Genomic DNA, 12,217 nt, shown 5'->3' with positions numbered 1-12,217 from the left:
AAAGTCCACCGTCCGATCCATCGCCGGCGTCAGGAATGCAGGAGGAGGGCGATGGCGAGGATGGCGACCAGGCCGATCGCCAGGGCGATCAGGGAGAAGTGGACGAGCCAACGCGAGTCGCCGGCGAGCACGGAACGGCGCTCGGGATCTGCGAGCGGCCGGTATCGGGCCTTGAGCGGAGGCGGGGGCGTGCGCCGACGGGGAGCCGGCGTCGGCTCGGCCTCGCCGAGGCTTCGAAGCGAGATCACGCTGGGGCTCGAATCGGCGGTCAGCAGACGCAGGTCGTCCTCCTCGAGGACCGGCGGCGGCGGGTGGAAGGCGTGGGCCGTCTCGGCCGCGGACCCCAGCAGCGAGCGGACGAACATGGCGTCGGTCCAACGCTCCAGGTCGGTGCGCAGCTCGGCGCAGGTTTGATAACGGTCGGCAGGTTCCTTCGCCATCAGCTTGCGGACGATGGCGGCGAACGCCGGCGGCACGCCCTTCGCAACCCGCTCGATGGGTTCCGGGTCTTCCATCCGCTGCTTGAAGATCTTGTTGATCGCGTCGCCGCCGCCGAACGGCGGGTCGCCGGCGAGGGCGAAGTAGAGCGTACACCCGAGGCTGTAGAGGTCGCTGCGGACGTCGGCCCCGCTGGCGTCGCGCAGTTGCTCGGGGCTGGCGTAGTCGAGCGTACCCAGGACCGTGTTGGCGCGGGTGAGACCGCCTTCCTCGCCCAGGGCCTTCGCCAGGCCGAGGTCGAGGATCTTCGCGTCGCCCTCGGGGGTGATCATGATGTTCGATGGCTTGATGTCGCGATGCACGATCCCGGCCGCGTGCGCCGCCTGCAGACCGCTGGCGATCCGGAGGAACAGACGCGAGGCCGCCGCCACCCTCAACGGGCCGTGTCGCTCGCTCTTGACCATGTCGAACAGGCTGAGGCCCGGGATGTACTCCAGGACCATGAAGTGGACGTCGCCGTCGCTGCCGAAGGTCAGGGTCCGGGCCACGTTGGGGTGGTTGCAACGCATCGAGAGCTCCATCTCACGCCGGAACCGGGCCAGGCTGTTGACCTCCTCCTGGGCGCGGCGGGGCGGGAGCACCTTGATCGCGACCTTCTCGCCGTCCTTCTCGTGCGCGGCCAGGTAGACCTTGCCCATGCCGCCCTCGCCGAGCGGGCGGAGGATGCGATAGCCCCCCAGGAAGAAGCCGCGGGTCGCCCCCGCCAGCAGCTTGCGGGCCTGGTACTGGGTGAGGAGGCCCTGTTGCACGAGCCTTCGGGCGAGTCCCACGGAATCCAAGCGGCCGAACCGCGCGCGCGCCGTCGCCAGGTCGGCCGGAGATATCAGGCCGGAACGGTCTACGCACTCCACGAACTCGTCCAACCCGATCATCGCCCGACTTTCATCGCCAGGTGCCTTGAAAACCCGAAGAGGGCCGACCGCGAGGCGTCGCGAGGGCCTGCGGGTCGGGCTATTGCTGGGCGACGACGTGGACGATCAGGCATGTGACGTTGTCCTTCGAGTCGTTCGCGAGCGCCAGGTTCTTGAGCACCAAGGCCGCCTCCTGGGGATCGTCGACGCCACCCAGCACGCGGCCGAGTTCCACATCGGCGACGACCCCCGTCAGGCCGTCGCTGGCCATCAGGAAACGGTCGCCGCTGCGGACGTCCATCACCCGGAAATCCTCGGGCCCCCCCCGAGCGTCCTTACTCCCCAGGTAGAGGTAGAGGACGTTCTTGAACTTGTGGTTGGGCAGTTCCTCGGCCGTGATCGTGCCGGCGTCGAGGAGCGCGTCGGCCAGCGAATGGTCCTTGGTGAGCCGCTCAAGGACGCCGTCGCGGAGACGGTAGGCGCGCGAGTCGCCGATGCCGGCGACGTAGACCTTGTCGGGGCGGAACTGGGCGAGGACCACGGTGGTCCCCATGTTCGAAAACTCCGTGATCGCTCCCGAGCTTCCCAGGATCTCCTGGTTGACGTGGGCGACGGCCTCGCGGATCGCCTCCTGGACGTGACGCGGCTCGCATTGGTCGGGCGCCAGCCGCTTGGCGACCTCGCGCGGGATCAGCTCGACGGCCATGAGGCTGGCCTGCTCGCCCCCCTGCTGCCCCCCCATCCCGTCGGCGACGATGAAGAGGTTCGACGACTCCATCGTCATCGTCGAGTGGTCGCCGCTCTCGTTGAGGACGTCGTGGCGGACGGGACGGCGGCCGGGCACGAAATAGTTGTCTTCGTTATGCTCGCGGTAGTTCCCGCGGACCGAGACGACCCCCACTTTCAGCCGCAGGCGACCGGGGTCGAGCGTGAGCGACGAGAGGGTGGCGAACTCGTCGGTCGCTTCCGGGTCGTGGCCGGACCGTCCGCCGAACGTTCGTTGCCACCATCGCTTCAGGCTGGATAACACGGCCACGAGAACCGCCTTTGCCTTGTTCCTTGCACGATCCGACGACCCGGAGGCGCCCGCGACGGAGCCCCGTCGGACGCGGCGTCGACCTCAGGTCCGCGCGTGGGCCGGGCTCGCCCAGCGCATCAGGTCGTCGACGCCGACCGACCTGTAGGTCAGGAAAAGCTCGCCCGCCTCGTATCCGGCCGTCAGCCCGTGATAGCGATTCATGGTTTCCACGGCCTTGTAGATACCTACTTTGCTCGCGGGGAACTGTGTCTGATAGCACCGGACGGCTTCGAGCTTCACGTCCAGCGTGCTCCCCATGTCGGCGACCAGGAAACCCGAGGCTTCGGGCAAGTCTAACCCATGGAGCGCCAACGGAAAACTCAATTGGTTCTGGATTGTGTGGGGGGGCAGGCCGTCGAAGTGCTCGTCCCACTTGGTCAGTCGGCTGTAGAAGACGGCCGCATCGGTGATGAGCATGGCCTGGTAATGGTCGGGCGACGCCATCACGGTCTTGCCGCCGAACCCGAGGACCACCTTGGGGCGATGCCGCCGGAAGACCTTGGCCAGGGCGACGCGCGCCTCGAAGCCGTCGAAGAGGCGGCGATTCGGTAGGTTCAAGTTGATCCGCGTCTGGACGCCGAGGACTTCCGCGGCGCACCGAGCCTCCTCGAGACGCACGTCCGGGCCCGGGGACAGGGGCGTGGGCTCGCCGTCGGTCAGGTCGACGATCCCGACCGCGTAGCCCTTGCGCGCGAGCTTGGCGAGGGTGCCGCCGCAGGCGATCTCGACGTCGTCCGGGTGCGCCCCCACGGCGATCAGGTCCAGTTCCACGTCGGCGGCGACAGGCATACCTTGATTCATCCTTCGAATCGATCCTCGCGGGCGACGCCGGGCCTGGGGAATCAGCCCCGCCCCGCCCCCGACTTGGTCACGGCCAGCAGGAAGGAAGGGGGGATCGCGTCGAACCGGAGCGTCTCCATCTGCTCGACGCCCCTCGAGATCATGACGTTCCACACCCGGACCGGCTCGCCCAGCCGCTTCATCGCGCCGTAGGACGACGAGAGGGATTCGAGCGTCGCCACGTTCACGACCAGCGTCCCCCCCGCGCGGAGCCGGCCGTACGCCGCCTCGATGAGCGGGTCGAACTGCCGTCCCAGCCCCCCGATGAAGACGGCGTCGGGGTCGGGGAGGTCGGCCAGGGCCTCGGGGGCGCGGCCGGCGACGGCCCGGACGTTGGCCGTCCCGAAGGCCTCGGCGTTGGACCGGATCAGCGCGACGTCCACCGCCTCGGGCTCGATCGCATAGACCGCCCCCAGGCTGGCCAGCTGCGCCGCCTCGATCGCCAGCGAGCCGCTGCCGGCCCCGACGTCCCACACGACGCTCGTCGGCCGGATGTCGAGCTGAGCCAGGGCCATCGCGCGGACCTCGGCCTGCGTGACCAGGCCGGTCGCGGACCGCCCCTCGGCGAAGGCGTCTTCGGGGTTGCCGAAGAGACGACGGCCCCCCTTGCGACCGACCTGATCCGGGCCGCCCGCCTTTCGGATCAAGATCAGCACGTTGAGGGGGGAGAAATCCATGCCCACCAGCTCGCCGAGCTCCGCCTGCGTGACCCGCTCGTCGGGCGAGCCGAGATTCTCGCAGACATACGCCCGGAAGTAATCGACGCCGTGGTCCAGAAGCGCGCGTGCCACCTTGCCGGGCTGGTGCTGATCGCTGGAGAAGAGCCCCGCCTTCTCGGCCGTCCGGATCCGATCGATGACCGACTCGATCGGCCGACTCGCCAGGCTGGTCAGGTAGGCGTCCTCCCAGCTTTCCTTCACGCGGGCGAAGGCGAGCTGCATGCTGCTGACGTGCGGGACGACCTCGAAGGCGTCCTTGCCGAGGCGGTCGCAGAGATAACGGGCGACGCCGTAGAACAGCGGGTCGCCGCCGCAGACGAGCACCGGCCGCGACGCCGATTGCGACGCCCGGACCTGCTCCAGCGCCGCGGGCATCTCGGCCTCGAGGATGACCTTCCGGCCCGGGACCCGGCCCACCTGCGCCAGCGTCGAGGCGGGGCCCAGGATCAAATCCGCCTCGGCCAGGATCCGGCGGGCGCTCTCGGTCAGCCCCGCCGTTCCGTCGTCGCCGATCCCCAGGATCACCAGCTTGGATCGCCCCTCTGCGGTCATCGACCTCTCGCCTCGCAAAGCCCTCGGTAGCCGGCGAAGACGCCGATTCTTGCGAAAACCTTATTGTAGTCGGCGCAGGCGGCAGCGGCCAGGGAGTGGAGAGTCGCGGGCCCAGACGGGCGCCGTCAGGCGTTCGCGGCGTCTGCCTCGTGGAACACCATGCTCGCGAACGACACGCAGCACCGGCCGCGTTCGTCGATGGCCTGATCGTAGCGGAGGAGCTTGCCCTGCGACGGGCCGATCGCGTGCAGCATCGTGTACGTCGCGGCCAGGCCGCAGACCCGCCAGCGGTCGCCGACGTCGGAGGCCGTCCGGAACCATCCGGTCGGGTCGGCCGCCTCGGCCCGGTCCAGCATGCTCCGATCGAACCGGCGGATCCGATCCTGGAAGGCGGAATCGACGACCTCCGGGTCGCCGAACTCGGGGCCGACGTGGCAGAGGTCGACGCCGCCGATATACGCCACCTTCCTCCCTCCGGCCTCCTCGGCGGTCCGGAGGGCAGCGACGAATCGGGCAACCTCCGGATCGGTGATCGGGTCGACGCGGCGGGTGACGAAGTCGTGGAACGAACCGACCAGGATCGGCACGATCGTGAACGGGCGGTCGCCGAGGACGTGTTTCAGGAAGACGGCCTGGAACTCGATCGAATGCTCCGAACGGTGGGTCAGCTCGTCGGCGAACAGGTGGTCGCCCGCCTCCGCGACGAGCCGGTCGACGAACGCCTGGTCGGTCTTCACCGGCCCCAACGGCGTTGCGAAATCCTTCCGCGTCAGAACGAACCGGCTTCGGCAATACTGATGCGCCACGCCCAAGACGACGAAGACGTCGGCGTCGCTCTCCTCGACGAGACGCTTGTACGCCCAGGTGTACGCCGTGCCGCCTCGCGTGAAGTCGATGTGCGGGCTGACCACGGCCCGAAGCCTCGGGCCCCGGACCGGCTCGGAACGCGTCCGTTTTGGGGCCGGCAAGGCCAGGGGCCCGGCGCCCCCCCGGGCCCGGAAGTAGCGATCCAGCTCGTCCGCGAGCCGACGGGGCTCGGCGGCGTAGGAACGGCCCGCCAGCGCGGCCGGGCGTTCGCCGGCCTCGTGGAAGTCACGAACCGCCGCCTCGAATGTGGCCCCTTCGAACGCGATCGCTCGGTCGAGATCGTCGATCAGGCGCTGAAGGAACGCCGCATCGAGTCGCTCGCCCGTCGTGTCGAGGACGATCTTCTGAACGTCCTCAAGGCGATTGCGGCCGTTGAAATGACGAACGACGTTCTGGAAGACGGCGAGCGGGAGCACAATCGGCGACGAGCAGAACCGTCGCGGATCGTCCAGCACCATCAGGGGGGGATCGTTGTTCTCGATGCGCCGCGCCGAGAGGGGGCGAAGCATGGGGCGGTCGGGAGAAGCCATGAGGTGTTCGGATCTCGAAGCGTGTGTGGGAGGGGACCACGCCTTGCACAGCTTCGAAATCTTCGGGAGCCGGAGCGGCTCCGTCAAGCCTCGGGGATCAAGTCGATTGGCGAGGGCCGCGAGGCTCGATCGCGATGAGGGGCAGCGGCCAGGTTGGGGGCGCCATGTCCTGGATGGGGTGAGGTCGCATGTCTGACTCCTTCCTCGTTCGGAGGACGGCCTCCCTCGCGGGACGGCCGGCTCAAGCGTCGGGACGGCGTACGAGACAGATCACGGAAGTGTCTCATGCAAGCCGTGCGCCAACGAGCCCTTGCGATCCAATAGCCAATTCGCACGGCAGTTGCGCCAAAAGATACAAGCCAGGACTCCGTTGCGTCGGTAGGAGTTCGCGCTTTCTTCAAGCGTCCTGATGGAAAAAGCGACAATCACGGCCCATGGACTTCTCCCAAGGCCGCTGCGGCTGGACTGGTGGCAATTCCGGGTCTCTGGTAAGAACTCCTCAAGGCGAGGGCCTCGTGCGCCGACAAGGCGACGCGGGCCTCGGACCGGCGGGTAGGATACGCCCGGGAAGACAGGCTCAGGAGGGGGAGGGAGTCATGGGAAGACGAGGAGCGACGATCGGTGCGGCCGGACTGCTGGCGGCCTGTGCGGCCGGAGGATCCTTCGCGTTCGGCCAGGCCGCGCAGCCCCCCGCCGCCGCCCGGAAGGCCTTGGCGCCGGCCGAGGTCCAGGCGGCCCCCGCGCAGCCCCAGGCTGCCCCCGCGAATCCGGGCATCGACCTGGAGACCCTGCTGAAGCGTTGGGAAGGCCAGAGCTCAAAGCTCAAGACGCTCGACGTCGTCATCTTCCGCCGGGACGACGTCCCGGCCTTCGACGAGGTCGAATACTACGAGGGTCGCGCCTTGTTCAAGAGCCCCAACCTGGCGTTCATCGACTTCAAGAAGATCAAGCAGGACGACGCCGGCAAGCCCGTCAAGAAGGACGAAACGACCTGGGACAGCACCCACGAAGAGCGGATCATCTGCACTGGGAACGAGGTCTGGCAGTACAAGAGCGACACCCGCCAGATCTTCGTCTTCCCGCTGGAGAAGGACCAGGCGGCCAAGGCGATCGAGGAGGGGCCGCTCCCCTTCCTCTTCAACATGAAGGCGGAAGAGGCGAAGCAACGCTACGAGATCGGCCTGATGCCCCCCCCCAACGACAAATCGTTCGGGATCAGCATCAAGCCCAAGCTCGACGTCGACAAGGAGAGCTTCAGCCACGCCTTCGTGCAGCTCGACCGGGCCTACATGCTGCCGGTCCGGATCGTGCTCGTCTCGCCCGACGGCAAGAGCAAGAAAGACTTCAAGCTCGAATCCGTGAAGCCGAACGCCACCGTCAAGGAGGAGAATTTCGTGGGCAAGGAGTTCGCGAAATGGAAGGTCATCCGGAACCCGGCCGGCGAAGAGCGTCCCCGTAACGCGCCGCCCGCCGCGGCCGCCCGGCCCGTCCCCGCCGCGGCGGCCCCCCGGCGCTGATCCTTCGGCCCGTCGACGGCCTCCGGCGTTGACCCGAGCCCTCCCCCTGCGGAGGGCTCTCGCGCGCGCCGATGGTCCGCAAGCAGGACCGCTGACGGGGAGGGACGGATCGGCGGTTTGACGGTCATTTTCCCGAGCGCTATAATCAGCGCGGTGGAACGGTCAGGGACGCAGCCGGCGTGATCCGCGACATCGACGAGCCATCTGGACGCCGGGCGAGGCCGTTTCCGACCGGCCCGACGAGGCCAAGGTCTTCCGCGGCCCGTCCCAAGCGCGATCCCGCAGACGGCAAGCCACGACGACGACGGTTCTCGGAGGGAGTCCGACTCTGATGATAGCCCCCGTTGTCGCACGCCAGGGCCCCCCGCTTCGCATCTGCGCGACACTGCTCGCCTGCGGGCTCCTGACCGCCGCGACGATCCGGGCCCAGGGCCCGGACGCGGTGAAGGACGAATCGACGCCCGGCCAGTTCTTCACGATCGTCGAGCCGATCACGCACGAGACGATCACGCGGGTCCGCGCCGCGACGCGGAGTCTCGTCGACAAGGCGGCCGGCGGGGCGCGGGGCCGCAGCCCGATCCTGATCTTCCAGTTCCTCCCCGGCGACGCCGCGCCGGGTACCAGCGATTTCGGGGCCTCGTTCGACCTGGCGAATTACATCGCCAAGGATCTGGGGGGGGCCAAGCTGACCGTGGCCTACGTCCCCGAGCCGCTCTCGGGCTACGCCGTCCTGCCGGCCATCGCCTGCACGGAGCTCGTGATGGCCTCGCGAGCCACCCTGGGGCCGATCACCCCCGAAAATCAGGCATTCGACCTCGCTTTCCGCGAGCCGGTCCGATTCCTCGCCGTCCGGAAGACCCGCGACCCCGACCTGATCCTCGGCATGCTCGACCGCGACGCCGACCTGAGGCTCGTCCGCACGGCCGACAAGGGGGTCCACTACATCCTGGCCGAGCACCTCCCCGACTTCTTGAAGGCGAATCAGGTCGTCGACGACCGCCCCGCGTGGGAAGGGGGGCGCCGCGGCGTGCTCACCGCCGACCGGGCTCGCGAGGACGGCTTCAGCAAACGCGTCGCCGAGACGCCCGCGGACGTCGCCCACCTGTACCGGATCGACGGCCAGTCCACGGTCGACGACCCGACCCTGGGCCGGCTGCTGCGGCCGGTCTGGATAAAGATCGAGGGCCCCATCGAGGCTGCTCAGGTCTCGTACATGGGCCGACGCATCGAGCAGGCGCGGCGGGAGCAGGCCAACCTGGTCTTCTTCGAGTTCGACAGCCCCGGCGGACTGGTCGAGGCGGCCGACGCCGTCGCCGACCTGATCGTCGGAATCGACGACATGAAGACCGTCGCGTACGTCGGCGAGCGGGCGCTCGGCGTCTCGTCGCTGCTCCCCCTGGCCTGCCGCGACATCGTGTTCAAGCAGGCCGGCCAGATCGGCGACGTCCGCCAGTTCATCACCGCCCGGGGCCGGCTCGAACCCCTGTCCGAGGCCCAACTCGACGGCCTGGCCGAGAAGGCCGCGTTCCTCGCCGGCAAGAAGGGCCACCCCGAGGCCGTCGCCCGCGCCATGATCGACGCCGAGGCAGAGCTCGTCGAGGCCCTCGACCAGACCACGGGAGCCGCCCGCCTGCTCCTCCGTCGAGAGGCCGACTCCGACCGCGACCGGTTCCTCAACGTCCAGACCCGCAAGGAGCCCGGCCAGCCTCTGACGATCACCGGCGAGGACGCCCCCGGTTTGGGGCTCGGCCAGGTCGTTCGCGACGTCGAGGAGCTGAAGGCCCTTTACGGCCTGCAAGGGGTGACGATCCGCGTCGAGGGGCCGGGCTGGGTCGATTCGCTGGTGACGCTGCTGACCGATCCCTATGTGAGCTGGATGCTCCTCTTCGTCGGCCTGTTCATGATGGTCCTCGAGTTGAAGCTCCCGGGGATCGGCCTGCCGGCGATCGTCTCGGCCCTGGCGTTCATGCTCTTCTTCTGGAGCCACTACCTGAGCGGCACTGCCGACCAGCTTGAGATCATCCTCTTCCTCATGGGGCTGATGTCGCTGGCGGTCGAGTTGTTCGTACTACCGGGGTTCGGGGTGTTCGGCATGTCGGGCATCGTGCTGATGCTCGCCAGCATCGTCATGGCCAGCCACACCTTCACCTGGCCGACCCAGGAGTACGAATACCGCGAGATGGGCCTGACCCTCATCCAGCTCACCCTGGCCCTCCTCGGCGTGACCGCGGGTGGGGTCGTCCTGGCGCATTACTTTCCGGCCATCCCGATCTTCAACCGGCTTATCCTCAAACCCGAGCCGTGGACGGGCGTCGAAGGCGTCGACCCGACGATCAAACCTTCGATGGAGGGGTACGAGTCGCTCACCTTCCTGATCGGCGAGACGGGGCGCACGACCTCCCCGCTGCGGCCGACCGGCAAGGCGCGGTTCGGCAACATGCTGGTGGACGTCACGGCCGACAATTTCTACATCGAGCCCGACAGCCTCGTCGAGGTCGTCGACGTACAGGGCACGCGGATCACCGTCAAGAAGTGGTCCGGACCCGAGCCCGAATCGGACGGCGAGCTCGACGCCGACGCCACGGCCTGAGGGCCGTCCGGCAGCCCTCGATCAGCTCACCTGCTGGTAGAACTTCTGGATGACTCGGTGGACCACGTGGACGACCACGTGACGGCTCACGGGCTTCTCCAGGACGCAGAAGGCATGCTCGGAGAGGGCGCGACGCATCAGGTTCTCGTCGCAGGCGCCCGAGATCAGGATCGCCGGCAGAGCCCCGCGCATCTGGCGGAAGACCGCCAGGGTCTCCAGCCCGGAGAGCCGTGGCAGGTGCATATCGAGCAGGGCGATGTGCACGTGATGGGTGCTGACGATGTCGATGGCTTCCTCGCCGCTCTCGGCGAGGTAGGTCCGATAGCCGTGCGGAACGAAGATGTCGCGGAGGGTCTCGCGAACACCCGCGTCATCGTCCGTGATGAGGATCGAATAATCCTGAACTGCTGGTGACGGCATAGTCTCGATCCACTTTGATCCGCTCCGAGGATTCGATCACAAGGGTCGACAGCAAGCGGCAGGCCAACTGATCCCGATTCTCCCTCATTACCATACCCGATCGATGCAAAGTTCGTCGCGGTTTAATCTTAGAAAATCGAGATTCTCGGAACCGGATTCCAGCCCGGTGGATTCTCGAGACACCATGCCGGCCGATTTGGCAGTCAACGCGTGGTCGTCGACGCCGGCTGCGTCGCCGCGGCACCGGCGGCCTTGGCGATTCGGGAGAACAGCCCCTTGGCCTCGCCCCAGCGCTTGTCGGGATCGAAGGCCTCGACCGCGGCGAGTTCGGTCGGGTCGGCCTTGAGGCCCTCGTACCGATAGGACTCAAGGAGCCCCCCGTCGGCCTGACGGGCGGTCACGGCCACGGGCATCAGGGTGTCGGGGTCCAGATAGACGCGCCAGACTTCTCGGGTGGGGGTGATGCGCTGGACCAGGTGACAGGGCCGATCCATCCCCTCGGCCTGCTGGAGGCCCTTGTAGGTGAGCCTCCCCTCGGCTCCCGTGGGACGCCCCTGGGCGTCGACCTGGCTGGAGAGGTTGTTGAAGATCGTGTCGAAACCGGCCTCGGTGATCGCGTGGCGGCTGTTTCGCAGGGCGAGCGGGCTGTCGACGGGGATGCTCATGCGGGGGATCGGTATGGCCGAGTTCGCGATGTTGACGTGCATGACCCGGTCGTTGATCGCCGCCGAATAGATGACCTCGCGACCCTTGTTGGGCCCCTCGGGCCATTCGAGCCGGACCGCCTTCGGGTTGCGCCTGATGCTGAGGAGCGCCTTCTCCTCGGGCAAGACCTGGTTCCCGACCCGTTCGATGCGGGTGATCCCCACCTGGTAGGTGTTCATGGACTCGAGCCGGCCGCGAGCGTCGTCCAGCAGGGACTTGAGCGTCACTCCGCGCGTTTTCGCCGCTGGCTCGTCGGCGGGTTCGGCCTGGGCGACCTCGGCGGCCTCGGCGTTCGGCGCCTCCGGGGCGGGGGCTGGGCTGGGCTCGGGTTGAGCCTCCACGGGAGGCCGCTCCGGCGCGGCGGCGAGTTCGATCGGAGCCGCGGATTCGGCCGGGGCCGGCGACGTCACCGCGACATGGGCCGAATTGGCCTCAGGGGCGGCGGAGGCGACCAGGGGGCCGGGCTCGCCGTCGGGATTCTTCAGGACCGGCAGGCTCTCGGGCCGACCCAGGGTGACGCGGACGCTCGCATCGGAGGTCGATCGGGGCTGCGGACGCGGCTCGGCGGCCACGTCCGCCGGTTGCACGCGATCGCGTGCGACCAAAGCCGCCCCGGTCCCCGTCTCGTCCGATGGCCTGACGTCCCGGTCGGCGACGGTCGCCGCCTCGGCGGCCTTGACCCCCTTCGATCCAGCCATGTTCTGGGCGTAAAGGTCGTAGCCGGGCTCGGCGCGACCACGCGACCAGAGCATGCCCGACATCGCCCCCGCGCCGGCTCGCCAGGCCTGTCCCCCGGTCGCGCAGCCGACTTCCGCGCAGACGCCGACCGCGGCGGCGAGCAAAAGCATGCTTCGCCGCGCGGACCCGATCTTCTCCGCGGCCTCGTTCGCCGGATTCATGAGCTTCGCTCCCCCTCGATGGGGAATCCGTCGGACGGATCGTCCGGACGGCGGCCGTAAAGCCCTGGCCTCGATTCAGAAGACGCGTACGCTTACCAGATCCGGCGGATCCGGGCAAGTCGAACCGCCGCCCGCGACGGCGCCGCACGCC

General features: G+C 68.4%; 9 protein-coding genes. 2 read left to right on the top strand and 7 right to left on the bottom strand.

Annotated features, from left to right (window positions below; translation table 11 throughout):
• Positions 1-29: 29 nt before the first annotated feature.
• The 5 genes from PZE19_RS04325 to amrB form a co-directional block, all read right to left on the bottom strand.
• A complete protein-coding gene (locus PZE19_RS04325) occupies positions 30-1,370 on the bottom strand; it encodes a serine/threonine-protein kinase (protein ID WP_277859341.1) in 1,341 nt (446 codons plus the stop codon).
• Between the two features lie 79 nt (positions 1,371-1,449).
• Positions 1,450-2,385, bottom strand: a complete 936-nt coding sequence (locus tag PZE19_RS04320) for a PP2C family protein-serine/threonine phosphatase (protein WP_277859340.1) — start codon at positions 2,383-2,385, stop codon at positions 1,450-1,452.
• Between the two features lie 84 nt (positions 2,386-2,469).
• Entirely contained in the window at positions 2,470-3,228 is a 759-nt protein-coding gene (locus PZE19_RS04315; RefSeq protein WP_277859339.1) for a PIG-L family deacetylase, read from the bottom strand.
• 41 nt (positions 3,229-3,269) lie between these two features.
• Positions 3,270-4,538, bottom strand: coding sequence for a precorrin-6y C5,15-methyltransferase (decarboxylating) subunit CbiE (cbiE, locus tag PZE19_RS04310; protein WP_277859338.1), 1,269 nt, complete (start codon positions 4,536-4,538; stop codon positions 3,270-3,272).
• A 125-nt stretch (positions 4,539-4,663) separates the two neighbouring features.
• Entirely contained in the window at positions 4,664-5,914 is a 1,251-nt protein-coding gene (amrB, locus tag PZE19_RS04305) for an AmmeMemoRadiSam system protein B (protein WP_277859337.1), read from the bottom strand.
• 617 nt (positions 5,915-6,531) lie between these two features.
• Between amrB and PZE19_RS04300 the strand changes: the two genes are divergently transcribed.
• Positions 6,532-7,452, top strand: a complete 921-nt coding sequence (locus PZE19_RS04300; RefSeq protein WP_277859336.1) for an outer membrane lipoprotein-sorting protein — start codon at positions 6,532-6,534, stop codon at positions 7,450-7,452.
• 331 nt (positions 7,453-7,783) lie between these two features.
• Positions 7,784-10,042, top strand: coding sequence for an NfeD family protein (locus PZE19_RS04295; RefSeq protein WP_277859335.1), 2,259 nt, complete (start codon positions 7,784-7,786; stop codon positions 10,040-10,042).
• Between the two features lie 21 nt (positions 10,043-10,063).
• On the opposite strand, the gene PZE19_RS04290 is transcribed toward PZE19_RS04295, so the two are convergent.
• Both PZE19_RS04290 and PZE19_RS04285 read right to left on the bottom strand, forming a co-directional pair.
• Positions 10,064-10,462, bottom strand: coding sequence for a response regulator (locus tag PZE19_RS04290; RefSeq protein ID WP_277859334.1), 399 nt, complete (start codon positions 10,460-10,462; stop codon positions 10,064-10,066).
• A 203-nt stretch (positions 10,463-10,665) separates the two neighbouring features.
• Entirely contained in the window at positions 10,666-12,066 is a 1,401-nt protein-coding gene (locus PZE19_RS04285) for a DUF1571 domain-containing protein (protein ID WP_277859333.1), read from the bottom strand.
• Positions 12,067-12,217 lie beyond the last annotated feature (151 nt).

It is taken from the genome of Paludisphaera mucosa (assembly GCF_029589435.1).
In the GTDB taxonomy this organism is placed as follows: Bacteria; Planctomycetota; Planctomycetia; order Isosphaerales; family Isosphaeraceae; genus Paludisphaera; species Paludisphaera mucosa.
This window is presented reverse-complemented; position numbering and strand designations above follow the sequence as displayed.

Bases quoted from the DNA above. Each gene is read 5' to 3' on its own strand.
- PZE19_RS04325 (WP_277859341.1), bottom strand. From the start codon at position 1,370: ATGATCGGGTTGGACGAGTTCGTGGAGTGCGTAGACCGTTCCGGCCTG.
- PZE19_RS04285 (WP_277859333.1), bottom strand. From the start codon at position 12,066: ATGAATCCGGCGAACGAGGCCGCGGAGAAGATCGGGTCCGCGCGGCGA.
- PZE19_RS04300 (WP_277859336.1), top strand. From the start codon at position 6,532: ATGGGAAGACGAGGAGCGACGATCGGTGCGGCCGGACTGCTGGCGGCC.
- PZE19_RS04295 (WP_277859335.1), top strand. From the start codon at position 7,784: ATGATAGCCCCCGTTGTCGCACGCCAGGGCCCCCCGCTTCGCATCTGC.
- PZE19_RS04315 (WP_277859339.1), bottom strand. From the start codon at position 3,228: ATGAATCAAGGTATGCCTGTCGCCGCCGACGTGGAACTGGACCTGATC.
- amrB (WP_277859337.1), bottom strand. From the start codon at position 5,914: ATGCTTCGCCCCCTCTCGGCGCGGCGCATCGAGAACAACGATCCCCCC.
- cbiE (WP_277859338.1), bottom strand. From the start codon at position 4,538: ATGACCGCAGAGGGGCGATCCAAGCTGGTGATCCTGGGGATCGGCGAC.
- PZE19_RS04290 (WP_277859334.1), bottom strand. From the start codon at position 10,462: ATGCCGTCACCAGCAGTTCAGGATTATTCGATCCTCATCACGGACGAT.